At 52.2% G+C, this 25263-nt stretch carries 34 protein-coding genes; 30 read left to right on the top strand and 4 right to left on the bottom strand.

Features of this window, described 5'->3' with window-relative positions; genetic code table 11:
• Positions 1-4 precede the first annotated feature (4 nt).
• Entirely contained in the window at positions 5-880 is an 876-nt protein-coding gene (locus tag ACFQI7_RS11145) for a DUF1385 domain-containing protein (RefSeq protein ID WP_218099380.1), read from the bottom strand.
• A 284-nt stretch (positions 881-1164) separates the two neighbouring features.
• Here ACFQI7_RS11145 and ACFQI7_RS11150 point away from each other — a divergent pair, with 284 nt between their 5' ends.
• The 14 genes from ACFQI7_RS11150 (at position 1165) to ACFQI7_RS11215 (ending at position 11350) form a co-directional block, all read left to right on the top strand.
• On the top strand, positions 1165-1662 hold the full coding sequence (locus tag ACFQI7_RS11150) for a YqhR family membrane protein (RefSeq protein WP_218099379.1): 498 nt from the start codon (positions 1165-1167) through the stop codon (positions 1660-1662).
• A 106-nt stretch (positions 1663-1768) separates the two neighbouring features.
• Positions 1769-2215, top strand: coding sequence for a type II 3-dehydroquinate dehydratase (gene aroQ / locus ACFQI7_RS11155; protein ID WP_218099192.1), 447 nt, complete (start codon positions 1769-1771; stop codon positions 2213-2215).
• A gap of 2 nt (positions 2216-2217) precedes the next feature.
• Positions 2218-3291, top strand: a complete 1074-nt coding sequence (locus ACFQI7_RS11160; RefSeq protein ID WP_218099191.1) for a M24 family metallopeptidase — start codon at positions 2218-2220, stop codon at positions 3289-3291.
• A gap of 104 nt (positions 3292-3395) precedes the next feature.
• Positions 3396-3953 carry an elongation factor P gene (efp, locus tag ACFQI7_RS11165; protein WP_218099190.1) on the top strand — a complete coding sequence of 186 codons (558 nt, stop codon included), beginning with the start codon at positions 3396-3398 and terminating at the stop codon, positions 3951-3953.
• A gap of 161 nt (positions 3954-4114) precedes the next feature.
• On the top strand, positions 4115-4537 hold the full coding sequence (locus ACFQI7_RS11170) for an NUDIX domain-containing protein (RefSeq protein ID WP_218099189.1): 423 nt from the start codon (positions 4115-4117) through the stop codon (positions 4535-4537).
• Positions 4538-4574: 37 nt separating this feature from the next.
• Entirely contained in the window at positions 4575-5048 is a 474-nt protein-coding gene (locus ACFQI7_RS11175; RefSeq protein ID WP_218099188.1) for a GNAT family N-acetyltransferase, read from the top strand.
• 30 nt (positions 5049-5078) lie between these two features.
• Positions 5079-5816, top strand: a complete 738-nt coding sequence (locus tag ACFQI7_RS11180; RefSeq protein ID WP_218099187.1) for an HAD family hydrolase — start codon at positions 5079-5081, stop codon at positions 5814-5816.
• Complete coding sequence (locus ACFQI7_RS11185; protein ID WP_218099186.1) at positions 5813-6295, top strand: alpha/beta fold hydrolase; 483 nt, start codon at positions 5813-5815, stop codon at positions 6293-6295. Before ACFQI7_RS11180 ends, ACFQI7_RS11185 begins: the two co-directional genes overlap by 4 nt.
• Positions 6296-6524: 229 nt before the next feature.
• Positions 6525-7172 carry an adenylate kinase gene (locus ACFQI7_RS11190; RefSeq protein ID WP_218099185.1) on the top strand — a complete coding sequence of 216 codons (648 nt, stop codon included), beginning with the start codon at positions 6525-6527 and terminating at the stop codon, positions 7170-7172.
• A gap of 60 nt (positions 7173-7232) precedes the next feature.
• A complete protein-coding gene (locus tag ACFQI7_RS11195; RefSeq protein ID WP_218099184.1) occupies positions 7233-7739 on the top strand; it encodes a DUF6886 family protein in 507 nt (168 codons plus the stop codon).
• A gap of 74 nt (positions 7740-7813) precedes the next feature.
• The gene (locus tag ACFQI7_RS11200; RefSeq protein WP_218099183.1) at positions 7814-8725 is read left to right on the top strand and encodes a sugar phosphate isomerase/epimerase family protein; all 912 of its coding nucleotides are present in this window, start codon (positions 7814-7816) and stop codon (positions 8723-8725) included.
• Positions 8726-8790: 65 nt separating this feature from the next.
• A complete protein-coding gene (locus ACFQI7_RS11205) occupies positions 8791-9234 on the top strand; it encodes a DUF2663 family protein (RefSeq protein WP_218099182.1) in 444 nt (147 codons plus the stop codon).
• A 178-nt stretch (positions 9235-9412) separates the two neighbouring features.
• Complete coding sequence (locus ACFQI7_RS11210) at positions 9413-10003, top strand: histidine phosphatase family protein (RefSeq protein WP_218099181.1); 591 nt, start codon at positions 9413-9415, stop codon at positions 10001-10003.
• A 90-nt stretch (positions 10004-10093) separates the two neighbouring features.
• Entirely contained in the window at positions 10094-11350 is a 1257-nt protein-coding gene (locus tag ACFQI7_RS11215) for an aspartate kinase (protein WP_218099180.1), read from the top strand.
• A gap of 16 nt (positions 11351-11366) precedes the next feature.
• Here ACFQI7_RS11215 and ACFQI7_RS11220 read toward each other — a convergent pair whose 3' ends face one another.
• The 3 genes from ACFQI7_RS11220 to ACFQI7_RS11230 all read right to left on the bottom strand — a co-directional run bounded on the left by ACFQI7_RS11220 (position 11367) and on the right by ACFQI7_RS11230 (position 13571).
• The gene (locus ACFQI7_RS11220) at positions 11367-11831 is read right to left on the bottom strand and encodes a DUF441 domain-containing protein (RefSeq protein WP_218099179.1); all 465 of its coding nucleotides are present in this window, start codon (positions 11829-11831) and stop codon (positions 11367-11369) included.
• A 114-nt stretch (positions 11832-11945) separates the two neighbouring features.
• Positions 11946-12671, bottom strand: a complete 726-nt coding sequence (locus ACFQI7_RS11225; RefSeq protein WP_218099178.1) for a 2-phosphosulfolactate phosphatase — start codon at positions 12669-12671, stop codon at positions 11946-11948.
• A 60-nt stretch (positions 12672-12731) separates the two neighbouring features.
• Positions 12732-13571: a phosphosulfolactate synthase gene (locus tag ACFQI7_RS11230; protein ID WP_218099378.1), complete on the bottom strand. Its 840-nt coding sequence runs from the start codon at positions 13569-13571 to the stop codon at positions 12732-12734.
• 355 nt (positions 13572-13926) lie between these two features.
• Between ACFQI7_RS11230 and ACFQI7_RS11235 the strand changes: the two genes are divergently transcribed.
• From ACFQI7_RS11235 to folD, 16 genes are all read left to right on the top strand, one after another.
• Positions 13927-14193 carry a YqhV family protein gene (locus ACFQI7_RS11235; protein ID WP_218099177.1) on the top strand — a complete coding sequence of 89 codons (267 nt, stop codon included), beginning with the start codon at positions 13927-13929 and terminating at the stop codon, positions 14191-14193.
• A 99-nt stretch (positions 14194-14292) separates the two neighbouring features.
• Positions 14293-15306, top strand: a complete 1014-nt coding sequence (gene spoIIIAA, locus ACFQI7_RS11240; RefSeq protein ID WP_218099176.1) for a stage III sporulation protein AA — start codon at positions 14293-14295, stop codon at positions 15304-15306.
• Positions 15307-15349: 43 nt separating this feature from the next.
• On the top strand, positions 15350-15868 hold the full coding sequence (gene spoIIIAB, locus ACFQI7_RS11245; RefSeq protein ID WP_218099175.1) for a stage III sporulation protein SpoIIIAB: 519 nt from the start codon (positions 15350-15352) through the stop codon (positions 15866-15868).
• Between the two features lie 61 nt (positions 15869-15929).
• Complete coding sequence (spoIIIAC, locus tag ACFQI7_RS11250; protein ID WP_041047208.1) at positions 15930-16133, top strand: stage III sporulation protein AC; 204 nt, start codon at positions 15930-15932, stop codon at positions 16131-16133.
• Between the two features lie 15 nt (positions 16134-16148).
• Complete coding sequence (gene spoIIIAD / locus ACFQI7_RS11255) at positions 16149-16538, top strand: stage III sporulation protein AD (RefSeq protein ID WP_218099174.1); 390 nt, start codon at positions 16149-16151, stop codon at positions 16536-16538.
• A 69-nt stretch (positions 16539-16607) separates the two neighbouring features.
• Positions 16608-17843: a stage III sporulation protein AE gene (spoIIIAE, locus tag ACFQI7_RS11260; protein ID WP_218099173.1), complete on the top strand. Its 1236-nt coding sequence runs from the start codon at positions 16608-16610 to the stop codon at positions 17841-17843.
• Positions 17844-17867: 24 nt separating this feature from the next.
• A complete protein-coding gene (gene spoIIIAF, locus ACFQI7_RS11265; RefSeq protein WP_218099172.1) occupies positions 17868-18617 on the top strand; it encodes a stage III sporulation protein AF in 750 nt (249 codons plus the stop codon).
• 7 nt (positions 18618-18624) lie between these two features.
• Positions 18625-19260, top strand: a complete 636-nt coding sequence (gene spoIIIAG, locus ACFQI7_RS11270; RefSeq protein WP_218099171.1) for a stage III sporulation protein AG — start codon at positions 18625-18627, stop codon at positions 19258-19260.
• A 91-nt stretch (positions 19261-19351) separates the two neighbouring features.
• Complete coding sequence (locus tag ACFQI7_RS11275) at positions 19352-20146, top strand: SpoIIIAH-like family protein (protein WP_218099170.1); 795 nt, start codon at positions 19352-19354, stop codon at positions 20144-20146.
• Positions 20147-20407: 261 nt separating this feature from the next.
• Positions 20408-20893, top strand: coding sequence for an acetyl-CoA carboxylase biotin carboxyl carrier protein (gene accB, locus ACFQI7_RS11280; protein WP_218099169.1), 486 nt, complete (start codon positions 20408-20410; stop codon positions 20891-20893).
• Between the two features lie 148 nt (positions 20894-21041).
• A complete protein-coding gene (gene accC / locus ACFQI7_RS11285) occupies positions 21042-22400 on the top strand; it encodes an acetyl-CoA carboxylase biotin carboxylase subunit (protein ID WP_218099168.1) in 1359 nt (452 codons plus the stop codon).
• 139 nt (positions 22401-22539) lie between these two features.
• Positions 22540-22953: an Asp23/Gls24 family envelope stress response protein gene (locus ACFQI7_RS11290; protein ID WP_218099167.1), complete on the top strand. Its 414-nt coding sequence runs from the start codon at positions 22540-22542 to the stop codon at positions 22951-22953.
• Between the two features lie 78 nt (positions 22954-23031).
• Positions 23032-23592, top strand: a complete 561-nt coding sequence (amaP, locus tag ACFQI7_RS11295; protein ID WP_218099166.1) for an alkaline shock response membrane anchor protein AmaP — start codon at positions 23032-23034, stop codon at positions 23590-23592.
• Between the two features lie 15 nt (positions 23593-23607).
• Positions 23608-23847 carry a DUF2273 domain-containing protein gene (locus tag ACFQI7_RS11300; RefSeq protein WP_218099165.1) on the top strand — a complete coding sequence of 80 codons (240 nt, stop codon included), beginning with the start codon at positions 23608-23610 and terminating at the stop codon, positions 23845-23847.
• A gap of 62 nt (positions 23848-23909) precedes the next feature.
• Positions 23910-24368 (top strand): transcription antitermination factor NusB, encoded by a 459-nt coding sequence (gene nusB / locus ACFQI7_RS11305; protein ID WP_218099164.1) that lies wholly within the window; start codon positions 23910-23912, stop codon positions 24366-24368.
• 26 nt (positions 24369-24394) lie between these two features.
• Positions 24395-25261: a bifunctional methylenetetrahydrofolate dehydrogenase/methenyltetrahydrofolate cyclohydrolase FolD gene (gene folD, locus ACFQI7_RS11310; protein WP_218099163.1), complete on the top strand. Its 867-nt coding sequence runs from the start codon at positions 24395-24397 to the stop codon at positions 25259-25261.
• The last annotated feature ends 2 nt before the right edge of the window (positions 25262-25263 follow it).

A 25263-nucleotide genomic window follows, 5' to 3' on the forward strand; every position in this document is an offset into this window, starting at 1 on the left:
TTCTTTACATGTTCGATGCTTGCCGGTCAAGCTCTCGCATCCGGTTGAACGAAGCGATCGAAACTTCCACTTGCGAATCGTCCGGTTCTTTTGTCGTCAGCAGCTGCAGCCAAAGCCCAGGATAACCTAGGTATTTCAACACAGGCACTTCGCGAAGGCTGTTTGTGAAGCGAAGCACTTCATAAGATACCCCGATGACGAGCGGAAGCAGGATGAGACGCTGCACGATCCGTTCTACGAACGAATCGTATTGGAAGAATGAATAAATGACTACGCCAACGATGACTGTAAAGACGATAAAGCTGCTCCCGCAACGATAGTGGAGCGTATTGAATTTTTGCACGTTGGCCACCGTCAATTCGAGCCCCGCTTCGTAAGCGCTGATGACCTTATGTTCCGCTCCGTGGTATTGAAACAGCCGTTTGATCATGGGCGTCAGCGAAATAAAGTAAATATATGCTACGAGCAGGATGATTTTGATTAATCCTTCCAGCAAGTTATGGCCGATTTGATTCGTAAACAGCTTGCCGAAGAGCAGTTGTTCGATCGTCGGCGGAACGAGCGTGAAGACGAATTTGCCGAAGATGAAAGATAATACCCCAACGACGGCAACGCCTAGGATCATCGTCAGTCGTCCGGTCAGCGATTCTTTCTCGTTTTGTTTGGTGTCTCCGTCCTCTCCGGCGAATACTTCCGCTGAAAAATTGAGGTGCTGCGCTCCTTTGGCACTTGACTCGATTATGCCGACGATGCCTCGAATGAGCGGAATTTTTTTGAGCGTTTGCACCCAAGGAATTTCTTTTTTTGGCACTTCGAGAAATTGAATTTCGTTATCTTTTCGGCGGACCGCCGTAACATGAACCTTCTGCCCTGCGAACATGACGCCCTCGATGACTGCCTGGCCGCCATAAATCGCGCACTGTTGATTTTCGGACAAGTATATGCACCTTCTTCTGGTATGAATATGAGTAGATCGATATGTGGGCTTGATCTTATTGTAACGAATCCGTAAGCATAATGCCACCGTTTATAGTACAAAGTTTTGTGCATACTATTATTGCCGTTGACAATGATATGGCAGCGTCGCCAACTATTGATAATATTGCGCCTGGCAAGGATTTGTCGAGTACGTTTGGCATGAAAGAGGAGGATTGAGAAGTGAATATGCTCCGAAACGGAAAGGAAGAAAAACCGCACACGAACAAATGGAATTTCGCGGTATATATCGGCTTTTTTGCGGGGTTCATTTGGGGCGGAATCAAAATGATCGAGAACTATTTCCACCTCACGTCGCTCTCGCCCGGGTTTTTAATCGAGCCTTTTTTTCTGCATCATTACTTGATGACGGCGCACGGTTATATTATGGGGTGGCTCGCATATATCGTCATGTCCGTTATTGCCGCGCTGCTGTATGCCGTTTTTTTGGCCAAAGCCAAGGGGCCGTGGGTCGGCATCGTATACGGGCTTGTTTGGTGGGGCGTTATTTTTTTGCTGATCGGGCCCGTATCGGGCATGACGAACTGGATCGGAATCATGGATTGGAACACGATCATAACCGAGCTGTGCTTATTCGTCGTATGGGGTTTGTTTATCGGGTACTCCATCTCCTTTGAATTTACGGATGAGCGCATTAGGGAGCCTTACAAAAAAACGGCAAAGTGACGCCGGATCATGGGATGCGCTGCAAAAAAAAGTTCTCAAATCGGGGAAACTTATGGTAAAATATTTGAGCATGTGCTTTTTTGTCGCAAGGTAGGAGGTTCCACGATTGAAGCAAATATTGCTGCTAAACGGTCCAAATCTGAATATGCTCGGCATTCGGGAGCCGGGGATTTACGGTTCGCTGTCGCTTCAAACGATCATCGACGGGCTTGAAAAGACGGCGAATGAGCTTGGCGTCGAGCTCGAAAGCTTTCAGTCCAACCATGAGGGCGGTTTGATCGATAAGATTCATGCCGCATTCGGTGTGAAGGACGGCATCTTGTTCAATCCGGGTGCTTTTACGCACTATAGCTACGCACTTCGCGATGCGATCAGCACCGTCGGCATACCTACGGTCGAAGTACATATTTCGAATATTCATAAAAGAGAAGCGTTTCGCCATACTTCGGTCATCGCTCCTGTCGCCCTCGGACAAATCGCCGGATTTGGAGCGGACAGCTACGAGCTTGGTTTACGTGCGTTGGTTCAACATCTTGAACGGTTGGAGGGATAATGATGCAGCAACAAAGAATTCGCCGCTTGCGCGAGCTGTTGCATGAGAAGGGTCTCAAAGCCGTACTGATTACGAATGCGACAAACCGCTTATACATGACCGGCTTCACCGGATCAGCGGGGTATGTGCTGATTACGGAAGATCGCGCCGTGCTGCTCACCGATTTTCGCTATATGACGCAAGCGCCTCAGCAAGCGGCCGGTTACGAAGTGATCGAGCATGCTCCAAGCCCGATGGAAACCGTGAAAGAGCTGCTGACTAAAGCGGGCATTACGAAGCTCGGCTTCGAGCAGAACGACTTGACGTATGGCTCGTATCGCGCTTATGCGGAGAAGCTGTCCGGGATCGAACTTGTTCCGACCGACGCACTCGTCGAAACGCTGCGCATGATCAAAGATGCGGGAGAACTCGCCGTGATGCAGGAAGCGGCGGATCTCGCGGACCGCACCTACACGCATATTTTGGGCGTGATCAAGTCGGGGCTGAAGGAACTCGACATTGCGCTGGAGATCGAAATGTTCATGCGCAAGAACGGGGCGGCTTCCACTTCGTTCGAGACGATCGTAGCCTCCGGGGAACGCTCTGCGCTGCCGCACGGCAAAGCCAGCGACCGGGTGATCGGCACGAACGAATTCGTCAAGCTCGATTACGGAGCGTACTATAAAGGCTATTGCTCGGATATTACGCGGACGGTCGTGCTTGGAAAGCCGACGGATAAGCATCGTGAAATATACGACATCGTGCTTGAGGCGCAGCTCACCGCTTTGGAACGCATTCGTCCGGGAATGACCGGCCGGGAAGCGGATGCCGTATCCCGAGACATCATCGCACGTTACGGATACGGAGATCATTTCGGTCACGGTCTTGGACACGGGCTCGGGATGGAAGTGCATGAAGCGCCGCGGCTTTCCAAGCTGGGCGATATCGTGCTGACCCCCGGCATGACCGTTACGGTGGAGCCCGGCATATATTTGCCCGGGTTCGGCGGCGTTCGCATCGAGGACGACATTGTCATCACGGAGACAGGCAATCGCAGGTTAACGCAATCAAGCAAAGACTTGATTGTGCTTCCATAAAGGAATATAACTTATTGTGGCGGTAACACTGTTATGAAATAAGACGAACCATCGCTTTTTTCTCAGAATGCCGGCTGCTCACATTTTCAGGGAGGTTTTTTGTAGTGATCTCAGTAAACGATTTTAAAACAGGCTTAACCATCGAAGTAGAAGGCGATCTATTCACCGTCATTGACTTCCAACACGTCAAGCCGGGCAAAGGCGCTGCATTCGTCCGCTCCAAATTGAAGAACATCCGCAACGGCAACACCGTTGAGCGCACCTTCCGCGCCGGCGAGAACGTAAGCCGCGCACACATCGAAAACCGTGAAATGCAATACTTGTATGCCAGCGGTCAAGACCATACGTTCATGGATACGGAATCGTATGACCAATTCAGCTTGACGAACAAACAAATCGAGTGGGAGCTCAACTTCCTCAAGGAAAACATGATGATTCATATCATGAGCTTCCAAGGCGAAATTTTGGGGATCAACCTGCCGAACAGCGTCGAGTTGAAGGTGGTCGAAACCGAGCCGGGCATTAAAGGCAATACCGCTACCGGCGCAACGAAGAACGCCAAGCTCGAAACCGGCCTGAACGTGCAAGTGCCTCTGTTCATTAACGAAGGGGACGTGCTTCTGATCGATACCCGCGAAGGCAAATACATTTCGCGCGCTTAATTCGATACAACGCAACGAAAGCCTTATCCTGTAACGGGATATGGCTTTTTTTCATTTGTAGGGGAATAACCGGAGCGTGGAAGGAAATGTAAATAATAAGGATAGCCAAACTTACAGCAAATATAATATGATAACGAGACATAGAAGGAAGGGGTTTCCAAATGGAAAAAACAGCGATCGTAAAAGTGACCGCTTACATTACGCGGCAAATGAACGGAGTGAAGCAGCTGCTCGTTTTTGAAGAAAACGGATTCGAGCACCTTGGATTTCAAGTGCCGGGGGGAACGGTGGAAAGCGGCGAAGGTCTGGAAGAGGCTTTAATCCGTGAACTGAGTGAAGAAGCGGGAATCACGCCTCACGACATCAAGCCGCTCGGCGAATATTGTTATATTTCGGAAGTGAACCGGGCGGAGACGAGGCGTTATTACTTCGAGGCGAAAGCCGACTGCGCCGAGCAATTTACGCATATCGTTCAAAGCAATGACGAAGATAACGGCTGGATTTACAATTATCGTTGGACGGATCTTCATCCATCCTTGAAGCTGCATGGATATTTGGGACGGATGCTCCACACGATTCAATGAAATCTTGTGTTAACAAATTCAGGCCAGGGTGATCGCGATGGAATTTTGCATACGGCAAGCGGAGTGCAACGAACTGAACGTCGTGCATGAAACGATGCGAGAAGCCTTCAAGGAATATGCAGGGAAACTGCAGCCGGAGTCCGGGGCGCTCAGAGAGACGATGGAAGATATCGAGCGCAAAATATCGGGTGGCGGCGGGGCGATCATTGCATGGAACAATAATGAACCTGCAGGCTCTGCGCAGTACTATTTTAAAGACGGCTATATGTATATCGGCCGCGTAGCGGTCATTCCCCAATATAGAGGGAGCGGGTTGGGAAAACGGCTTATTCATTATTTGGAAGCCGAGGCGAGGCGCCGTTCTTGCCGCGAGACGCGGTTAGAGGTCAGGCTTTCCGTACCGGAAAATATGAAGTTCTATGAGCGGCTTCACTATGAAACATTAGAACAGCAATATTATCCGGGGGGAACCGACAGCTGGTACGTAATGAGCAAAGACATGCGGGCTTAGAGCCCGGTATAGCAGGATGGGGGAGATGGGATGCATTCCGTTAAAGTCGTGGTATTTGACCTGGACGATACGCTCATTCATTTTGACGATTATTGGGAGGAAAGCTTGCTGGAGACGCTGCGCCGTCACCCGGCTACGAAAGAGTACGACCCCAAACGATTGTTCGGCGTCCTTTCCGAAATGAATCAAATATTTGAAGATCAGTACCACAGACAGCAAATTACTTTGCGGCAGTTCCGCAACTATCGCCTGATGCATGCGATGTCCCGTGTCGGGGAGGAGATGGCAGAGCAGACGGCGGAACATTTCAATATGCTGCATATGGATATCAGCAAGCGCTATATGAAAGCAAGCCCCGAGCTGCTCGAATTGCTCAAGGAATTGCATGGGACCTATAAACTTGGGATCGTGACGAACGGAACGAGCCGGTGGCAGCGGGATAAGCTTGAAGCGCTCGGGATTCAAACGCTGTTCGAGCCGGGAGCCGTCTTTATTTCCGACGAAGTCGGCTTCGAGAAGCCTTCTTCGGAAATATACCGGAAGGCATTGCACTATTTTGGCGTAAAGCCGGAGGAAGTATTATTTGTGGGCGATTCATGGAACAACGACGTTATAGGACCGATGAGAGCGGGGATGCGTTCGATTTGGTATAACAAGAAGATGGCATCCGTTCCGGAGGGGGCGACCCCTTTCGGCATGATTAGCGATATGGCCGAGCTGCGGCAATATTTGCGGCAGGCGGCGGACCCGAAGGGTGTGTCAGAATGATAGTCGACCCGTTGATCCGTTCGGGATATGCCGAACTTCACGACGGGCGGCTTTATTTTGAAACGGCCGGTTCAGGCGAGTATGCAATCATTTTCATTCATGGGATGGGATTGGACCATCGCATGTGGGACGATCAGTTCGAACCGTTTTCCCGGCAATACACGGCGATCCGTTACGATGTTCGGGGGTATGGGAAATCTACCATGCCCGAAAAGGAACCATACTCCCATCAAAACGATTTGAAGTGGTTACTGGACCGTATCGGGATAATACAAGCGGCTCTGGTTGGAATCTCCATGGGCGGCGGGATCGCGCTCGATTTTGCTTTGGATTACCCGGAATGCGTATCTTCGCTCATCCTTTCGAATTCGGCCTTGAACGGTTACAGGCCGAGCGCTGCGAGCGGCGACTTGAACGCAGTGTATGAACACATTGAGGCCGCGGCCGCCGAACTGCAGTTCGAATCTAAAAAGCGATAGATCGACTTGGCGAGTTGAAAAAGCGTTGCCTTATATTGACAGGAGAGCTGGATTTGCCGGATTTCAAACATGTAGGGGAGCACTTAGCGAACGAAATAGCGCATTGCACCGCATATACATTCCCGAACGCCGGACATTTGGCGAATATGGAGTGTCCAGAGCATTTCAATCGGATCGTAATGCATTTTTTGGACGGACAGAAAGCTGATGAAAAACATGGGGGTGTCTCATGAATATCATTTTACTAGGACTGCCTGGAGCAGGGAAAGGAACGCAAGCGAAAATAATCGTGGAGCATCTGCACATTCCGCATATTTCCACGGGCGATTTGTTCCGCAAAGCCGCTCAGGAACGTACGGCGCTGGGTTTAAAAGCGAAGGCGTACATGGACACGGGCGAGCTCGTCCCGGATGAGATTACGATCGGGATCGCCGAGGACAGACTGGCGCAATCGGACTGTAAGGAAGGGTTCCTGCTGGACGGCTTTCCTCGAAATTTGAATCAAGCGCATGCATTGAAAAGTTACCTGGCCGCAAGCGGCAAAGCCATCGACCATGTGATCTATGTAAAAGTCGATGAACGGTTATTGTTCGAGCGATTAACGGGAAGACGGGTTTGCAGCGGCTGCGGCGCAACGTATCACATTGCGTATCAACCGCAGGCTGTGGAAGGGCGTTGCAACTCTTGCGGAGGGGTCGTTATTCAAAGAGACGATGATCAGGCGGATACCGTAGCAGAACGGCTGAACATCAATAAGGCGCTGACGGACCAGCTTGCAGATCATTACAAGACGGAAGGAAGCTTGCGGGTCATCGACGGATCGAAGGAGATCGGGGACGTGACGGAACAACTGCTGAAAATATTCGCTGCTCCATAAGCCCGGCTGCCTGGTGCGGATTAAGCCGAGGATCAAAAACAGGTGAAGGATCGTGATTCAATGAAGTTATATCATTTCAGCGAGCAATCCGACATTCGCTCGTTTACGCCAAGACAACTCGATTACCGCCAAAACGAACCTGCGATGGTATGGACGATTGACGAGTTTCACGCACCGCATTATTATTTCCCCCGCGATTGTCCCAGGGTATGCATATGGCCGAGCGACGACACGACCGAAGCGGACATACAGCGGTTTTTCGGCCATTCCGTCACGAAACGGGTGGTCGCCATCGAATCCAGATGGTTCGAGCGTGTAAAATCGGCCGCGATCTATCGTTACGAATTTGCTCCGGATCAGTTTTCGCTGTATGAAGCGAACGCCGGGTACTACACCTCGACACAGACGGTACAGCCGGTCTCGGTGGAGCGGATGGATGACTTGCTGCACAGCTTGACCTGCCTTGATATCGAAGTTCGCATAACACCGTCTTTATTTCCATTAAAAGAAGCGATTTTGTCTTCCACTGTAAATTTCTCCATGATCCGAATGAAATATGCGCAATAAAGCGGCACGGTTTGAATCGGGAAACGCCGGCTGACAGTAATTCAATAGTATGAATATAAGTGTAGGGGGAAAGCATGAACCGTTTTTTAATCGGACAACACGGGCGTTTCGATGAGCGCAAATATAAGCGAGATTTCAAGCCGGGTTTTTACGGGATCGAAGCGTGCTTGCTTGAAAATGAAGAACATACTGCTCGATTAATCGAAGAATCAACCGGCAGAGGCTTTCAGGTTGGCATCCATTTTCCGCTGCGGGCAGGGCGGTCGAAGCTAAGAGACGCACTATTCCTGTCTCCGGACGATGCGGTCAGACAGCAGGCATACGACTATGTCACTAACGAACTCGACTATATGGCCAAAGTGAAGCCGAGCTATATTTTGTTTCATTATCCGAAGCCCGTTGTACTGGATGACCGGGTCGATTGGAAGCATTGGCGGTTTGCCGATGCAAGCGAGTTCGTCTATGAGAGCGCTTATCGTTTGGAAGAATGCAAGGAGAAGAGCGAAGCGCTGTTTGAGTGGCTGTCGGATCGGGGCCGCGAATACGGGTTTACGCCTGTTCTCGAATTCGATGCGCTGAACCGTTATGTATATGCAACCGATATGCTCGAGGAACTGCTGCTGCGGTATCCTGATATTCGGCTTTGTCTGGATACCGGAAGATTATTTTTACAGCATAAACTCGATCCGTACTTTGACGCCGCCCAAGTGATCCGCCGGTATGCGGTTTATGCGGATCTCATCCATTTATCCAATACGCAGTTCACGGATCGGGTACAATGTCATCATTATCCCGTGCTGCCTGAGCTTGACCCGGGCGACGGCTGGGCGCCGATTGCGCGGTACCTGGGCATCGTTCGGGAACGGAATCCGAACGTGAACATTTTGTTCGAGCACAGATCCGATGCGATTACGGACGAACAGCTGGAGCGGTGCTACGCTTGGGTTGAGGGATTGTTGAACGCCGGCAGTGCCAACGAAAAATAATTATCGCCGGGATGCTCTAAAGTTCGTGGACATGCGCATACACTCCTTATAAGGAGGGGAAGTCCATGGCATGGATAGATATGAATGTCTCGGAGGATGTCCAGGCGATAATGCGCGAATTGATTGCAAGAAAGCAAAAGCTGGACCGCTACAAACGGTTGAAAATCGGGTTTGCCTGGGCAGCGGTTTGCTTGTTTTTATTCTTCTCCTATTATTTCTATAACTATGTTTTAGTTCCGTCGCAAAAAAATATGATAACCATTCTGGCTTCCTTCGGGAACAATAAACTGCTATTTTCCATGCTGCTCGGATTGATCTCATCCTATTATTTGATGAATTATTTCACAACGCAGTACGATAAGCAAAAAACGAAGTACGATTTGCTGCGTGCGGAGATGATCGATTATTTCATGTTCCCCCGTACGGCATCGAAGCATGCGGCCATGCGGGAAGCGATCTCCAAGCAGTTGAAAGAAAAGCACGACATTAATATTTCGTTCAAAAGCTAGATTCGTAGAGAATCGGATTACGTTAATAGAATCGATCTGGCGCGCCATTCCGAGAGGAAGGAACGGCTGCGCCTTTTTGCCATGCCGTCCTGCAGGTTGACAGCCCTCTCATAAAACTATCGTAGGACGCGCCGGATGCGCATAAAATGATAAAACATCACTTGCCGAGGTGAGGCATATGGAAATCGTTTTTGTGCAGCATGGAGAAGCGATGCATCAGTTGGGCGGCGGGAGCCGCCTTCATGCCCAAGACCCGCCGCTTACGGATAAGGGCAAGCGGGAGGCTGTCAGACTGAGCCGATTGGAGCCGCTTAGCGAGTCGGATGCAATCGTGGCGGGCCCGGTGCTTTATTTGCTGCAAACGGCGGACTTGTGGTCGAAGGGGACGGGGTGTTCCCGATTTGTTCATCCGCTTGCAGGCCCGAGACAACATCCGTTCCGTTATGATTTTCGAACGCCCCCCTGTGAATGGCCGATGGAGTCCGAGCGGATCACCACTGGCTTTCCCGAGTTTCTGCCGCCGGCCCATTTGCCGGAGCACCTGTGGCTGCAAGGCATTCATACGCTTCCGGGGATTTTGTTCGCTCAGCATGCCGAACGGTTTTTGGCATGGTGCCGCAATCTGGAGAAGTCGCGCGTCTTTATCGTTACCGCGGAAGGCACGCTGCAGGCGTATCGGGCGCATTTAGCGGCTGGTTCGTCCGGGGGCCGGCAAAGCGCTGGAAGAGGCAAACGGCTAAGCCGGTGGAGCGTTCCGCTCCCCGTATGAACTTTTCGACATTTTTCTATTTCGGAGTACTAGGGGATATGCTATAATTAACAATTGTTATGCAAAAGTATCGGTTAGGAGTGAACAGCTTTGTCTCTTATTGTTATGAAATTCGGCGGAAGCTCTGTCGGTGACGCAGAGCGGATGAAGCGTGTGGCAAACCGCATCGTGGAGAGAAAGCGTGAAGGACATCAATGCGTTGTCGTTGTATCCGCCATGGGGGACACGACGGACGATCTGATTGACTTGACGAAACAAATATGTACGGTAACGCCTCCTGCTCGCGAGATGGATATGCTGCTGTCGACCGGGGAGCAAGTATCGGTGGCGCTCTTGTCTATGGCTATACATAGCTTAGGGTACGCTGCGGTATCTTTTACGGGATGGCAAGCCGGTTTATATACGGAAGCGGTGCACGCGAAGGCGCGGATTACGGACATGAAGCCGGATCGCGTGAAGAAGGCGCTTGCTGAAGATAAAATCGTGATTGTCGCAGGGTTTCAGGGGATGACGGAGGAAGGCGAAATTACTACGCTCGGACGGGGCGGTTCGGACACGACGGCCGTTGCGCTTGCCGCCGGCATCGATGCGGACGTTTGCGAAATTTTTACGGATGTGGACGGCGTGTACTCCACCGATCCGCGTATTGTCAAATGCGCGCGCAAGCTGAACGAAATCTCGTATGACGAAATGCTGGAGCTCGCCAATCTGGGTGCGGCGGTACTTCATCCGAGAGCTGTGGAATACGCGAAAAACTATAACGTGACGCTGGTCGTCAGATCCAGCTTCAATCATAACGAAGGTACGAATGTGAAGGAGGAAGCAGCGATGGAACAAGGCATCGTGGTACGCGGTATCGCTTACGATAAAAATGTGGCTCGAATCAGTATTCTGGGTGTGGAAGAGAAGCCAGGTCAACTGGCCAAAGTATTCACCGCGCTCGCCAAAGAACAAATCGACGTGGACATTATCGTGCAGAGCGGCGTATTGAACGGACTTGCCGACTTCTCCTTTACGGTTGCGCTGTCCGATGCGGATAAAGCGCAGAGCGTCATCGAAAGCATTCGCGGCACGGTCGGCTTCCGTGAGGTTACCTCCGAAAGCAACCTTGTGAAAGTATCGATCGTCGGCGCAGGCATGGTGAGCACGCCGGGCGTCGCCGCCAAAATGTTCGAAGTCATTTCCGATCTGGGCATCAGCATCCTGATGGTCAGCACGTCCGAAATCAAGACATCCTGCGTCATTGAAAACGGCCGTTTGAACGAAGTGATTCAAGCGCTGCACACGGCCTACGGCCTCGATACCGATTCCACCGTATTTGTAGGCGGACCTTCCGAGAGAAGGTAAGGTAACAGCGAGACGGTTAGCGAATCTTATCGAACATGAACGTGAACACCTTGAGCAAAAATGCAGTAATGCCTGCTGCCATAAGCGGCCCGACAGGAATGCCTTTCAAGAAAATAATACCGAAGATCGAACCGATAACAAGACCCACAATCATTTGTGGGTCTATTTTTAGCAGTTCCAGCCCTTTTCCGTTCATATAAGTTGCAATAGCTCCGCCCAGCAGCGCGAGAATGCCTGGCCACGTCGTGAACATGGAAGTGACGTCCTTGACGGAAATACGTTCGCTTGCAAACGGAACGAGCACCCCCATGGTCAAAAACAACAGGCCAAGCTCAAGCCCTCTGCGCTCGATCGTCGGCAAATACCGGTCCAGGCTGAGCAGTTTCACGACAAGAAGGACGCAGGCTGCCGTCGTAATAATATGGGAACGGCCCAGCAGCCCGATCACGATCAATGCGACCAATAATAGATCTCCGCTCATCTCTTATGCCCCTTGTCCTTATAGATTCTCTTTATTTGTATGAAAAGGGGCTTGTTTTAGAACTTTTTTAAGCTTTGGGACGGCGAGAAACGTCCGGCATACAAGCTTGCTTCGTTAAAAATAGGCAGGAGACGCAGCCATTTTCCCGTCCTGGACGACAGGAGCGAAATGCAGAATGTTGACCTGCGCGCAGTGGAGAACGTCTTCCCTAAAGCCGAGCCGGGTCAGTCTTTTTCCGTTCGAGCAGGACAGCAGCGTCTCCGTCAAACGGTCTCTCACGCTCCCATAGGCGTAAAGCATGGACAGGCCGAAGTCGTTCAATGTGACTTGCTTGCCGGAGGGCATGCAATCGATCAGCTCCTGCGCGATGAGACCTGCGCATAACCCGTCTTCGAGCGCGAATGCGTCATTCGTACCGGAGCAAAGGATGACGGCTTCTCCGCTTGCGGCGGCAGCTTCGGCGCAAGCTCTTGCATTAAGCATCGAGCCGATCAAGATGCGGTGTGCCTTTCCGGCTTTTTGAATCGCCCTGGTGCCGTTGGTCGTCGTAATGACAAGCGATTTTCCGTCCACATGGGGTCCGGTATACTCCAGAGGCGAGTTGCCGAAATCAAATCCCGGAATTTTTTTGCAATTTCGCTCTCCGCCCAGAAGGGCGCCCGTTTCCTGCTGCTGTTTGGCCTGTATTACCGTCTCAACCGGCGTAATTTCGCGGCAGCCGTTCGCCAGCGCGGTCAGCATGGTGGAGGTGGCGCGCAGTACATCGATCACGATGACCGTTTTTTGATTCAAATCTTCCGCCCTTGCTTCATTCACACTGGATATGACCTGGACGTTCATGACTGGTGTGCCTCCTTTCCCATTCTTCTCACAAGCTCTCTTTGTTTTCCTAACGTTTGCTTATATTTCCCATGTCAGCGAATCGACCGATTCCGGCTTGCGTTCCTTGCCGAGCAACAGCGTATCCGAGCGGAGGCCGCGGCGCAGCGCTTCGAGCGAAATGACATCGCCCGGCAATATATTGCCGAGATGAATATCGGTGCCGAGCATATGAAGCAGATGAACCTGCTGCTCTTTGTGCGGGGCTTCCCACAACAGGACATCCGCACTGGGCACTTCGCGCAGCACCTGTTCGATCTCCGCATCTTTGCATGCCCCGGAATCATCGAAGATGCCTACGCCTTTTCCGGATTCCCTGCCTTCGATCGTCACCAGCTCCGCGCCGAGACTCGTGTCGACCGTGACCGTTTCAATCAATTCGCCCAGTTCAATCGTCGAGCCCCAACATTTTTTGCCATATTCCGTTATGACCGTCAGACCGGCGTCCAGACCGCGCACAATCAGCTCGCTGCGAAGCTTGCGGGAAACTTCGATAGTGCCATCGGAAACTTCCAACCCGTTAAATCCAAGCCCGCGCACCATGTCGAAAAAGTTTTTGATCGCTCCTTGCCGAATCGCCACCTCCAAAAACGTTCCTCCGGGGTAAACGGTAATATGGTTTGCTTTGGCCATTTCTATTTTTTTCTCCAAAAAAGACGTTGAATACAGCGGTGAAGTTCCGAATCCGATTTTCAGCATATCGATGTATGCGCCTGCCGTTTCCAGCAAATCTTCCAATGCATGAAGCCCAAGTCCTTTGTCAATGACCATCGTCTTTCCCAGGTTTCGCGGTTTGGTCGTTCGGCAGCCCGTAGGATCGTTCAGCTGCGGACTCCACTGCAGTGGTGGTCTACCCTCCATCATCTATCGCCTCGCTGTTACAAATGTAGGATTTCTGTGTCATCATATGCATTTTCGACTAGGGGTGTGCCCACCAAATTGCTACGGTTATCCGGGTATAACTGCAGATACGGTTGCCGTTCCAATAGCAAACACGGTATCGCACTAAAATGATGGATCATCCGTCTTCAATAAAGATCGGTAGTTAGGGCGCACAGGGACATTCCGGCATGAATCAACTGGCTGCCCCGCACCCGACAAAGCTTTGAAGGCCGATATCCATAAAACTGCCTGCAAAATTGCCGGTTTCTGCTCTAAATGAAGACGAGCCTGCATAGGATGAAATAAATCCAAGCTATGAGGGGAAGTGTGCCACTTGCTAAACAAAATCGTATTGAGTATGGCTTCGCTACGGCTGATGTCCGGCACTATTGAAATTATCGCGGCGCTGGTCATGCTCAGGCTGAATCAAATCGATAAGGCGCTCATTGTCAATTCGGGATTGGCATTGGTCGGACCGCTCGTCCTGTTGACTACGACGACCATCGGGCTTGTCGGACTAGCGGATAAGCTGTCTTTCGGAAAAATGCTGTGGGTGCTCATCGGAGTCAGCTGCATTTTTATCGGAATCTTAAAAAAGTAATCTGTCATAATTCACTAGGCGAGGCATACACATCATTATATAGCGAGCTTAAACATGCTGTACCCGCGAAAAGATGGACAGCTTGGGGAGGAATAGCCGTTGATCTCATCGATATTGCCCTATTTTTCCGGCACCATGCGAAACATCCTATCAACTCTACCAAAGCGGATTCAGGAACAGCTGCAAGAGATTCGCATTCGGGAACATCGGCCGCTCGAAGTGATCTGGGGATCGGGAAGCGGATTTGTTTCCGCGAGCGGAACCTTGTGCCGCGAATTGGAACAAGCTTACCGGCCGACCAGGCAAGATTGCGCCAATTTACTCGAGCAGCTTACCCAGCATTCCATGTATTCGTTCGAGGAAGAATTGAGACGCGGATTTATAACCGTTGCCGGCGGCCATCGCGTAGGATTGGCCGGCAGAACCGTCGTCGAGCAAGGAAAGGTCAAATATGTGAAAGACATTAGCGGGTTTAACTTCCGGATTGCCCGCGAATGGAAACAAGCGGGCGCCGGCGTGCTGCCCTACTTGATAGATCCTTCAGGCGAGCAAGTATACCGCACGCTCGTCATTTCGCCGCCGCAGCTCGGCAAGACGACGCTGATCCGCGATTTGGCCCGGCTGCTCAGCAGCGAAAGAAGCCAGCAGGCGACCGGCCACACCGGTTCGGGCCGAAGCTTCAAGGTAGGGATTGTCGATGAACGCTCCGAAATTGCCGCCAGCGTGAAGGGCGTTCCCCGGTTCGATGTCGGTCCGAGAACGGACGTGCTGGATGGCTGTCCGAAGGCGGAAGGCATGATGATGATGATCCGGTCTATGTCGCCGGAGGTGCTTATTGCCGATGAAATCGGGCGCGTCGAGGATGCAGAAGCGATTCACGAAGCGCTTCACGCCGGCATTAGTGTCATCGCCACAGCGCACGGCCGGAATGCGGCCGACGTGCAGCGAAGGCCGATCTTGCGCGGGCTGCTGAGCGAGGGAGTGTTCGAACGTTTCGTCGTGCTGGAACGCAGGCGAGAAACGCCGAACGGAGGACCCGGCTTTGCGGTATACGACAAGCAGGGCAGACGGCTTGACGAGCGTCTGGCGCTGAAAGGGGGGCTGACCTTATGAACGGCACGGTGCATAAGTACAAGCAAGGGCGGGGAAGTCCCGGATGCTGAAGCTGCTCGGTGCAATGCTCATATTGCTTTCAGGCACGTTATTCGGCTTTTACCAGGCTTCGCTGCTCGCCCGCAGACCGAAGCAGATTGCCGAGTTGATCCGCTCGCTGCAGCGTCTTGAAACCGAGATTGTGTATGGGTTTACTCCACTGCCGGAAGCGCTGGCGTCTACGGGCCGGAGCTGTTCCACGCCGGCGGGCCGATTGTTTCTCCGAGCGGCAGAGGAACTGAGACGAGCCGAAGGACGTTCCGTACAGATGATTTGGCGAGAATCGGTATCCGAAGAGTGGCGGAACACTGCAATGAAAATGCAGGAGCGCGAAGTGTTTCTGCAAATCGGCTCCACACTTGGTCTGACGGATAAAGAAGATCAAGTAAAGCATCTCCGGCTTGCCGCCAGCCAGCTGCAGACCGAGTCGGACAATGCCAGAGAGGAGCAGCAGCGCTACGAACGGATGTGGAAAAGTCTCGGTGTGCTGATGGGCGCACTCGTCGTCATATTAATGTACTAGCCTGCTCAAGGAAGAGTCGCGCAGGCAAAGCTGGAAAAGGGTTTGGGGTGAGGTGCCGCCAATGAATGTGGATGTAAACGCGATATTCCAGATTGCCGGCATCGGTATCATTATCGCGATGATTCATACCGTGCTCAAACAGATGGGCAAAGAAGACATGGCGCATTGGGTGACGGTGATCGGATTTGTGGTCGTGCTGTTCATGGTCGTCAGCATGCTGGATAACTTGTTCAAAGAAATAAAGACCATCTTCTTGTTTCAATAGGAGTGGGTGCTGACCATGGAGATTATACAAATCGTCGGCCTTGGATTGATCACAACCGTTCTCGTGCTGATCATCAAAGAACAAAAGCCGATGTTCGCCTTTCTGCTGACCGCGTTTACCGGCATCGCCATCTTTCTGTTTCTGATCGGCAAAATCTCGACCATCATCGGCGTGCTTGAAGAGCTTGCAAACAAAGCGGATATCAATATGATCTTTCTCAAAACGATATTGAAAATTATCGGCATCGCCTATATCGCCGAATTCGGAGCGCAAATTATTCGCGACGCGGGGCAAGAATCCGTTGCCTCCAAAATCGAGCTGGCCGGCAAAATTCTCATCATGGTCATGGCGATTCCGATTGTGTCCGTCATCATTGAAACGGTGGTCAAGCTGCTCCCGGCTTGAGCCTTACACCACAGAGGCAGCCGAAGCGATAACGAATGAAGCCCAGATGCGGCAAAGAAGGTGAATGTCATGAAGCTGGCCGAATGGCGGAAGGGCGGAACTTGCGGATTACTGCTATGGATTGCTTTGCTAACGGCGCTTTTGCTCAACGCAGGAGCGGGAACCGGCTGTTGGAGCACGTCTGGATGCAGTGCCGCCGTTTACGCGGCGGCGCCGATCGATCAGTTGATCCAAGGGCAGGTGGAACATCTGCCGACGGATCAGATTGAGCAGTTTTGGAACAAGCTTATGAAACAGTACGGCGGTTATTTTCCGGAAGGTCCGGCGCCCCGGTTTATCGATTTGATCATGGGCGATAAGGAAATCGGACTTCGCTCGATCGTCAGCGGACTGTTCCGGTATTTCTTTCACGAGCTGCTCTATAACGGCAAACTGCTTGTGTCGATCGTCATCATCACCATTTTCAGTATGCTGCTGGAAACGCTGCAAAGCTCGTTTGAGAAAAATGCCGTGAGCAAGATCGCCTTTGCCATTTCATTTATGGTGCTGATGATAATGGCAGTCAATTCGTTCAGCGTCGCGATCGGATACGCCAAATCGGCGATCAACGACATGATTCACTTCATGATCGCGGTCGTACCGCTGCTGCTGATGCTGCTGGCTTCGATGGGCAATGTCGTTTCGGTATCCGTGCTGCACCCGCTGATCATCTTTATGATCCATGCCGTCGGAACGGCGATCTACTTCATCGTTTTTCCGCTGCTGTTTTTCTCGGCGATACTGCATATCGTCAGCCGCATTTCGGATAAATACAAAGTGACGCAGCTGGCGGATCTGCTCCGCATGATCAGCCTGGGCTGTCTGGGGATATTCGTCACCGTCTTTTTAGGGGTCATCTCGGTGCAGGGCACATCCGGCGCCGTTGCGGACGGGGTCGCGATCCGAACGGCCAAGTACGTTGCAGGCAACTTCGTGCCGATCGTCGGCCGGCTGTTCTCCGACGCCTCGGAAACGGTCATCGGCGCTTCGCTTTTGGTCAAAAATACGATCGGGCTTGCCGGCGTTGTCGTGCTTCTGATCATCTGTGCGTTTCCCGCCATGAAAATAATGGCGCTAGCCTTCATATATAATATCTCCGCCGCGATCATGCAGCCTTTGGGAGATAACCCGATGATCGGCTGCCTGGAAACGATCGGGAAAAGTTTACTCTACGTATTCGCATCACTCGCCGTCATCGGATTTATGTTTTTTCTTGCCATCACCGTGATGATCGCCGCAGGCAACGTTTCCGTTATGATGCGCTAGCGGCATGGAAGGAGGCACTCGGACTTGGAATGGTTAAGCGGATGGCTGAAGACGGTTATCCTGGTCATTCTGCTGGCGACCTTCGTCGATTTGCTGCTCCCGAATCATACGATGCAGCGTTATGTGAAAACGGTCATGAGCTTGTTCCTGCTTCTAACGCTGCTGCAGCCGCTGCTGTCGCTCCTTGAGAAGCATACGCAAATTGAAGAGGCGCTGAGCGGCTCGCTGTTCAAGGAAGGCAGCCTGCTGCTTGGTACCGGCGCCGGGGATGCTTCATCCTTGGAGTCGCTTCCGGCAATACAACAACGCGCGGAACTGCTGCGAAACCGGCAGCAGCAGGAAGCCAGACGCCTTGCGGAAACGCAAGCGGCCGATTTGATGAAGCGGAAGATCGAACAAACGGCCGGGGTGAAAGTGCAGCGGGTTCAGGTGGAAACGGCTGCGGACGACAAGGGCCAGTGGGTGATCAAGCACGTATCGATCGCACTCTATCCGGAATCGCCCGTAACGCCGGTATCGGCTGCGGATCAGAAGAGAACGAAGCCTGTGGCCGCCATGGAGCCTGTCAAGCCGGTCGAACCGGTTGCGGCACCGGACATACGAGTCGGATCTGACGCTTCGAAGGCCGTCCCGGTTGCCCGCCTGCAGGGTGGAAACGCGGAGCTGTTGCCTCCGGAGCTGGCCCAAAAGAAAACGCAAATCCAGCTCATGCTGGAGCAGGACTGGCAGCTGTCGCCAGCCCAGATCGCGCTTACGATAGAACAAGGGAGGTGACCGCCGGATGGGCGAGAAGTGGAACGGATTCAGCAATTGGCTCAGCGGCGGTCCGGGTGGGACAAAGCGGATGCAAACCTTCCGGTGGCTGCTGATTGCGGGACTTGTCGGCGTAGCCTTCATGATTCTCAACTCTTTCATTACGGTGAAAGACGTAGACCCGGTCGGCGAAGCAAGCCGGGCTTCCCCTCCTGATCAGACGAAACCGGCTTTCGGCTCCGGGAGCAAGGAACGCAGCTCGTTCCGGGAATATGAGGAAAGTTATCAATCGCAGCTGAAAGAGATATTGACGAAAATTGTAGGAGTAGGCGAAGTGGAAGTGCTGGTGAGCATTGAATCGACAGAAGAAGTGCTTGTTCAGCAAAATACGAAGGAAACCCAACAGGTGACGAATGAAAAAGATCAGCAGGGAGCGACGCGGCATATCACCGATGTGACTCGGAGCGGAGAAGTGGTGATCTACGAAGTATCGGGCGGCAAGCAGCCGCTGATCACCAAATATATTAAGCCGAAAATTAGGGGCGTCGTCGTTGTTGCCAAAGGAGCCGAGAATTTGACGGTGAAAAAGATGATCGCCGAAGCGGTGGAACGGGGACTTGACGTTCCGGCGCACCGCATCTCCATTTTACCGCGAAAGCAATGAGCAAGCTTCATACCTGGGATTAATCACTGAACAACTTTAAGGAAATGCTTACGAAGCAAGTTTTCTACGAAAACTTTGAGGAGGAATAACAATGAACTCGAAAAGACAAACGGTTTGGCTCGTGTCTATGCTTAGCTTGATGGTCGTATTATCGGCGTACTACTTGTTTACGGAGGATGCAAGTACGATCGAGGTCGGCCAGTCCGGCTCGATTACGAAAGAAATGAGCATCACCGGCGGGCAGCTTGACGGGAAGCAACCGGCAGCGACCGACGTAAAAACCGAAACGACTCCTTCGGCAACGGACGCAAAGTCCGGTTCGGCTACGACGGATGCAAGCAAACAAACCGCTCCCGTAGACGGCGCCAAAACATCCGAACCGAAAGAGAGCAGCATAAAAACCAATACGCCATCTTCGGCGAAACCGGACGCCAAATCTGGCGCGGCGGCGGGCGAACCCGCTTCCAAAGCTTCCAGCGGCCAAATCAGCAAAGAAGATTCGAAAGTGCTTCAGCAAATGCAGACGCAAGCTAAATCCGGTGCCGACTACTTCGTAAACTTGCAAATGAAACGGGACGAAGAACTGGCGAAGCAAGTGGAAAACCTGGTGAATATTATCGCCGATCCGAAGCAAACGGCGGAGGCGGCCGCTAAAGCGCAGGAAGATATGCGGAAGATCGAAGATACGGAAGCGAAAGTAACGAACCTCGAAGAAGTGCTGATGAAAGACTTTAAGCAGGCCGTCATTACACAGGAAGCAACCAAATGGAAGGTAACCGTGCAGGCGACGAAGCTGGAAAGAAGCCAGGCGCTGAGCATCGCGGACAAAGCAATGAAAGAACTGGGCATCGCTGCGGATCACCTCTCGATCCAGTACATTCCTTAAGTTAGAGAGGGTGCGAAACGGGGCCCGGGCTTAGCTCGGGCTCCGGCTTGTTTTCCGGGTTCCTCATCCATCGCAATGTTTCGACAATAACCATAAGCGGCCGCCGGAACGGACAAATGATGACAAAATGTACGACATCGGTTCATTTGAAGAAACACTTTCCTTAAATGAAGATTATGTTATAATAACAACGTCGTTTGTTTTGTTTCCGGCGCAAAGCGCCGTTTATTGTCTGCATGATGCCTAAAGGAGTGAACCCAAGTGTTTAAACTAAGCGAAATTAAAGAGCTGATTAAGCTCGTAGATCAAACCTCTTTACAAGAACTCGAAATCGAGAGCGAAGGCTCCCGCCTTTTAATCCGTAAACCGAATAAAACCGAGCAAGTTATCGTTGCTTCCGGTGCCGTTTCTGCGGCTGTTCCGCAAGTGGTTACGCATCAAGTTCCGGCTGTACAAGCCGTACAAGCACCTGCAGCTGAGACGGTTAAGCCTGAACCGGCGTCCAATTTACATACAATCGTCTCCCCGATGGTAGGCACGTTCTATGAAGCGCCGTCGCCGGGCGCAGCGGCGTTCGTTTCCAAAGGCAGCGACGTGAAGGAGAAAACGGTCGTCTGCATTATCGAAGCGATGAAGCTGATGAACGAAATCGAAGCGGAAGTAAAGGGCGAGATCGTCGAGGTTCTCGTGGAAAACGGACAGCTGGTTGAATTCGGACAACCTTTATTTACGGTGAAGCCGGAGTAATCCGAACTTGACGGGCGCGGCGATTCCGATGCCCGGCCAGCGTTTGAAAACGACAGACGCTTTCGATGTCGGCTTTCCTAACGGAAAGCCCAGCGGATGCTTTCGATGTCGGCTTTCCTAATGGAAAGCCCTTAGGAGGAGAACACACTTGAAGTTTCAAAAAATATTGATCGCCAACCGCGGAGAGATCGCCGTTCGCGTCATCAGAGCGTGCCGCGAGCTTGGGATTTCGACGGTTGCGGTATATTCCGAAGCGGATCGCGACGCTTTGCATGTGCGGCTTGCCGATGAAGCTTATTGCATCGGACCGACACTTTCCAAGGACAGCTATTTGAATTATATGAATCTCATGAGCGTGGCCACATTGACCGAGACGGATGCGATCCATCCCGGATACGGTTTTCTTGCCGAAAACGCCGACTTCGCGGAAATATGCGAAAGCTGCAACATCGCTTTCATCGGCCCGTCCCCTGAAGCGATTAGCAAGATGGGCGATAAATCGGTCGCGAAGCAGACAATGAAGGACGCCGGCGTGCCGGTCATTCCGGGCTCCGACGGGCTTGTGGAAAATATGGACGAGGCCATCCGTCTCGGCCGCGAGATCGGGTATCCGATCATTATTAAAGCGACGGCAGGCGGCGGCGGCAAAGGGATTCGTCTTGCGGACAACGAAGAGATGCTCATTCAGCAGATCACGACGGCCCAGCAGGAAGCCCAGAAGGCGTTCGGCAATGCGGGCGTTTATCTTGAGAAATATTTGACGGGAATGAAACACGTCGAAATCCAAATTTTGGCGGACAAGCACGGCAATGTCGTGCATCTCGGCGAACGCGACTGCTCGGTGCAGCGCCGTCGCCAGAAGCTGGTTGAAGAGGCGCCTTGCCCGGTGTTGACGCCGGAGATTCGCCAGCAGATGGGCGAAGCTGCCGTTCGTGCAGCCGCAGCCGTGCAATATGCCGGAGCGGGTACGCTCGAGTTTTTGCTCGGTCCGGACGGACAGTTTTACTTCATGGAAATGAATACGCGGATTCAGGTGGAGCATCCCGTGACCGAGTACGTTACCGGGATCGATATCATTAAGGAAATGATCCATATCGCCGAAGGAGAGCCGCTTTCATTTACGCAAGAAGAGGTGCAGATCAACGGCCATGCCATCGAGTGCCGGATTAACGCCGAAGATCCGAACCGCAATTTCATGCCGTCGGCCGGCCAAATCCAGTTTTATTTGCCGCCGGGCGGCTTTGGGGTGCGCGTGGACAGTGCGGCATATCCTGGTTATACGATTTCTCCGCATTACGACTCCATGATCGCCAAGCTGATCGTATGGGGCAAAGACCGCGATGAAGCGGTGCAGCGGATGAAACGAGCGCTTAGCGAATTCGCCATCGAAGGCATCCATTCGACAATCCCGTTCCATCTCCAGTTGCTGGAGCATAAAAAGTTTTTGGCCGGGGATTTCGATATCAAATTTTTGGAAGAACACGACGTGAACGACCCGAATTCGTAACACCGTTCACTTCATTGTCATATTTATATGAGAATGGTATAGTATACTGTAAGACAAGTTTTTGAATCGATAGCGTCGAACGCGTGATGCAGTTATTGTTCCGAGGGTAAAACAATAACTTGGAGGAGGACCTTAAACGATGAGTATCATAGCTGCGGATTATGAAAAGACCGAGATGGGCGCGATTCAGATTGCCCCTGAGGTAATCGAAATCATCGCCGGAATGGCTGCGGTGGAAGTACCAGGGGTTGCGGGGATGAGCGGCGGATTCGCGGGCGGCATAGCGGAACTGCTCGGACGCAAGAACATGTCCAAAGGCGTGAAGGTCGAGGTCGGTCAGCGCGAAGCGGCGATTGACGTATCCATTGTGATCGAGTTCGGCTCGCGCATTCCGGAAGTCGCAAGCGGCGTTCAGCAAAATGTCAAAAATGCGATTGAATCGATGACCGGCTTGAACGTTGTACAGGTCAACGTTCATATCCATGACGTCATTTTCAAAGGGCCGGAAAAAATCGAAGAGGTGGAACCCGCCTCACAGCAACGCGTTAAATAAACAAACCTTAAAGCGCTCGGTTGAACCCCCTGCATACCGTCAGGGGGTTTCCTCCATATATGGAAGGAGAATGCATTCGTGGTAAAAGTTTTGGACAAGCTTCTGCTGTGCCTCTTTAGTATCGTCATATTGATTGCATCCGTCATTCTCCTGTTTGCTGCATTCGGTTTCATTCCGCTCGATGCGACGAACAATTTTGCTCATGATGTTTATTATGACAAGGATGCGGCCATTCCCTTTATTACCGTGACGATCATTGTTGCGCTCATCAGCATCCGGTTTTTATACGTTTCCGTCCGCCGCGGGAAAGCGGCTGCTCCGTCGATCGATCAGCGCACCGAAATCGGCGATATCCGGATCTCGATGGATACGGTGGAAAATTTGTCGCTGAAAGCGGCGAACCGTTCGCGCGGCGTCAAAGATTTGCGCGCAAGGGTGAAAGTAAATCAGGCGGGTCTGGAGATCGTTATTCGCGCGATTGTCGACGGCGAAAGCTCGATTCCTGCATTGACCGAAGAGATGCAGTCCAATGTGAAGCGGCATGTCGAAGAAATTACGGGCATCCCGGTTGCATTCGTCTCCGTGTTTATCGCGAATGTTCAACAATCGACTCCGACATTCAAAAGTCGCGTGGAATAGAGGTGAGCTCCCCGGATGTGGAAGCGGATGTTGGAGCAGCTGTGGGAAGGGCACCCGCGAAAGACAGCGGGGCTGGGGATCGGCGCGGTGCTGGGCATCATTTATTTATTCTTCGGTTTCTGGCATATGTTAATATTTGCCCTAATCGTATATACTGGATATTATATAGGGAAAAGATTGGACCGGGGCGAGCCGGCGTTTCCCGTTGAAGACATTTGGCGCCAGCTCATGGACAAATGGAGATTGTTCCGGTAAATCCTTGGAGAATCCCAAGGATTTTTTTCATGGCGCAAGGAGAGCAGGAGGACGTATTCACAATGAGACGCAGATTAGCAAGGGAGCTTGCGCTACAGAGCCTTTACCAGATTGAAATGAACGGTGTCACTCCAGCGGAAGCGGTATCGATTGTCGTGGAGGAAGCACGTACGGATGACGAAGCACAGCTAACCCGGGAACGCGACCAGATCTCACCGGAGCATATTACGGAGCTTGTGGAAGGCACCTTATCGCACAAACAACCCATCGACGGGCTGCTGCTCGATTATTTGAAGGGCTGGCAAATGGACAGGCTGTCGAGAGTCGACAGGGAAATTTTACGGCTTGCCACGTACGAGATGGTGTTTCGCGACGATGTGCCGCCGAAAGTCGTCGTGAACGAAGCGATCGAGATGGCCAAGCATTTCGGTACCGACGATTCGGGCAAGTTCGTGAACGGGGTTTTGGGGAAAATGATCAAGGATTTGGATGCGATCCGGCAAAAGTCGCCGGAAGCTTAAAACGCAAATTTGGGGAGGCGAGCCTTATGTCGGCACAAGTCATCAACGGAAAAGAAATTGTAAGTGAATACAGAGCCCAAATCAAAGAGCAAGTCGCGACGCTTCAGTCCAAAGGCGTTCAGCCGGGACTCGCCGTCGTCATCGTAGGCGACGATCCCGCTTCGCACGTATACGTGCGCAACAAGGCTAAAGCCTGCGAGGAAGCGGGCATGTATTCCGAAGTACATAAGCTGCCGGAAAACACGCCGGAGCAAGAGCTGATCGAGCTGATCGAGAAGCTGAACCAGAGCGCGAAAGTTCACGGGATATTGGTGCAATCGCCGCTGCCGAAGCACATTTCCGAAGAGCGGGTCGTGGAGGCGATCGCACCGGGCAAGGATGTGGACTGCTTTCACCCGGTCAATGTGGGCAATTTGATGATCGGCAAGGAAGGTCCGCTGCCTTGCACACCGGCTGGCGTCATTGAAATTTTGAAAAAAATCGGGGCCGACATTGCCGGCAAACATGCGGTTGTGATCGGACGCAGCAATATCGTCGGCAAGCCGATGGCGATGCTGCTGCTCCGCGAGCATGCAACGGTGACCGTCTGCCATTCCCGCACGAAAAATATGGAAGAGATTACGCGTCAGGCGGACATATTGGTTGCTGCAGTCGGCAAAGCGAAGATGATCAAGAGCCATCACGTGAAGCCGGGGGCCATCGTTATCGATGTCGGCATCAATCGACTGGATACCGGAAAACTGGCCGGCGACGTCGATTTTGACGATGTGCTGGATACGGCAAGCTATATTACGCCGGTGCCTGGATGCGTAGGTCCGATGACCATTACGATGCTGCTGCGCAACACGCTTGAGGCTGCAGAGCGTGCGGCCGGCGTGCGCGTCACTGTATAGCC

The organism is Paenibacillus allorhizosphaerae (assembly GCF_042659105.1).
GTDB classification, from domain to species: Bacteria; Bacillota; Bacilli; order Paenibacillales; family NBRC-103111; genus Paenibacillus_G; species Paenibacillus_G allorhizosphaerae.

Bases quoted from the DNA above. Each gene is read 5' to 3' on its own strand.
- folD (WP_218099163.1), top strand. From the start codon at position 24,395: ATGTCGGCACAAGTCATCAACGGAAAAGAAATTGTAAGTGAATACAGA.
- ACFQI7_RS11170 (WP_218099189.1), top strand. From the start codon at position 4,115: ATGGAAAAAACAGCGATCGTAAAAGTGACCGCTTACATTACGCGGCAA.
- ACFQI7_RS11190 (WP_218099185.1), top strand. From the start codon at position 6,525: ATGAATATCATTTTACTAGGACTGCCTGGAGCAGGGAAAGGAACGCAA.
- ACFQI7_RS11180 (WP_218099187.1), top strand. From the start codon at position 5,079: ATGCATTCCGTTAAAGTCGTGGTATTTGACCTGGACGATACGCTCATT.
- ACFQI7_RS11160 (WP_218099191.1), top strand. From the start codon at position 2,218: ATGCAGCAACAAAGAATTCGCCGCTTGCGCGAGCTGTTGCATGAGAAG.
- ACFQI7_RS11230 (WP_218099378.1), bottom strand. From the start codon at position 13,571: ATGGAGGGTAGACCACCACTGCAGTGGAGTCCGCAGCTGAACGATCCT.
- ACFQI7_RS11210 (WP_218099181.1), top strand. From the start codon at position 9,413: ATGGAAATCGTTTTTGTGCAGCATGGAGAAGCGATGCATCAGTTGGGC.
- ACFQI7_RS11290 (WP_218099167.1), top strand. From the start codon at position 22,540: ATGAGTATCATAGCTGCGGATTATGAAAAGACCGAGATGGGCGCGATT.
- spoIIIAC (WP_041047208.1), top strand. From the start codon at position 15,930: ATGAATGTGGATGTAAACGCGATATTCCAGATTGCCGGCATCGGTATC.
- ACFQI7_RS11195 (WP_218099184.1), top strand. From the start codon at position 7,233: ATGAAGTTATATCATTTCAGCGAGCAATCCGACATTCGCTCGTTTACG.
- spoIIIAG (WP_218099171.1), top strand. From the start codon at position 18,625: ATGGGCGAGAAGTGGAACGGATTCAGCAATTGGCTCAGCGGCGGTCCG.
- spoIIIAE (WP_218099173.1), top strand. From the start codon at position 16,608: ATGAAGCTGGCCGAATGGCGGAAGGGCGGAACTTGCGGATTACTGCTA.
- ACFQI7_RS11175 (WP_218099188.1), top strand. From the start codon at position 4,575: ATGGAATTTTGCATACGGCAAGCGGAGTGCAACGAACTGAACGTCGTG.
- ACFQI7_RS11225 (WP_218099178.1), bottom strand. From the start codon at position 12,671: ATGAACGTCCAGGTCATATCCAGTGTGAATGAAGCAAGGGCGGAAGAT.
- ACFQI7_RS11220 (WP_218099179.1), bottom strand. From the start codon at position 11,831: ATGAGCGGAGATCTATTATTGGTCGCATTGATCGTGATCGGGCTGCTG.
- ACFQI7_RS11145 (WP_218099380.1), bottom strand. From the start codon at position 880: ATGTTCGCAGGGCAGAAGGTTCATGTTACGGCGGTCCGCCGAAAAGAT.
- spoIIIAD (WP_218099174.1), top strand. From the start codon at position 16,149: ATGGAGATTATACAAATCGTCGGCCTTGGATTGATCACAACCGTTCTC.
- ACFQI7_RS11150 (WP_218099379.1), top strand. From the start codon at position 1,165: ATGCTCCGAAACGGAAAGGAAGAAAAACCGCACACGAACAAATGGAAT.
- spoIIIAB (WP_218099175.1), top strand. From the start codon at position 15,350: ATGCTGAAGCTGCTCGGTGCAATGCTCATATTGCTTTCAGGCACGTTA.
- ACFQI7_RS11205 (WP_218099182.1), top strand. From the start codon at position 8,791: ATGGCATGGATAGATATGAATGTCTCGGAGGATGTCCAGGCGATAATG.
- ACFQI7_RS11185 (WP_218099186.1), top strand. From the start codon at position 5,813: ATGATAGTCGACCCGTTGATCCGTTCGGGATATGCCGAACTTCACGAC.
- ACFQI7_RS11275 (WP_218099170.1), top strand. From the start codon at position 19,352: ATGAACTCGAAAAGACAAACGGTTTGGCTCGTGTCTATGCTTAGCTTG.
- ACFQI7_RS11200 (WP_218099183.1), top strand. From the start codon at position 7,814: ATGAACCGTTTTTTAATCGGACAACACGGGCGTTTCGATGAGCGCAAA.
- nusB (WP_218099164.1), top strand. From the start codon at position 23,910: ATGAGACGCAGATTAGCAAGGGAGCTTGCGCTACAGAGCCTTTACCAG.
- ACFQI7_RS11300 (WP_218099165.1), top strand. From the start codon at position 23,608: ATGTGGAAGCGGATGTTGGAGCAGCTGTGGGAAGGGCACCCGCGAAAG.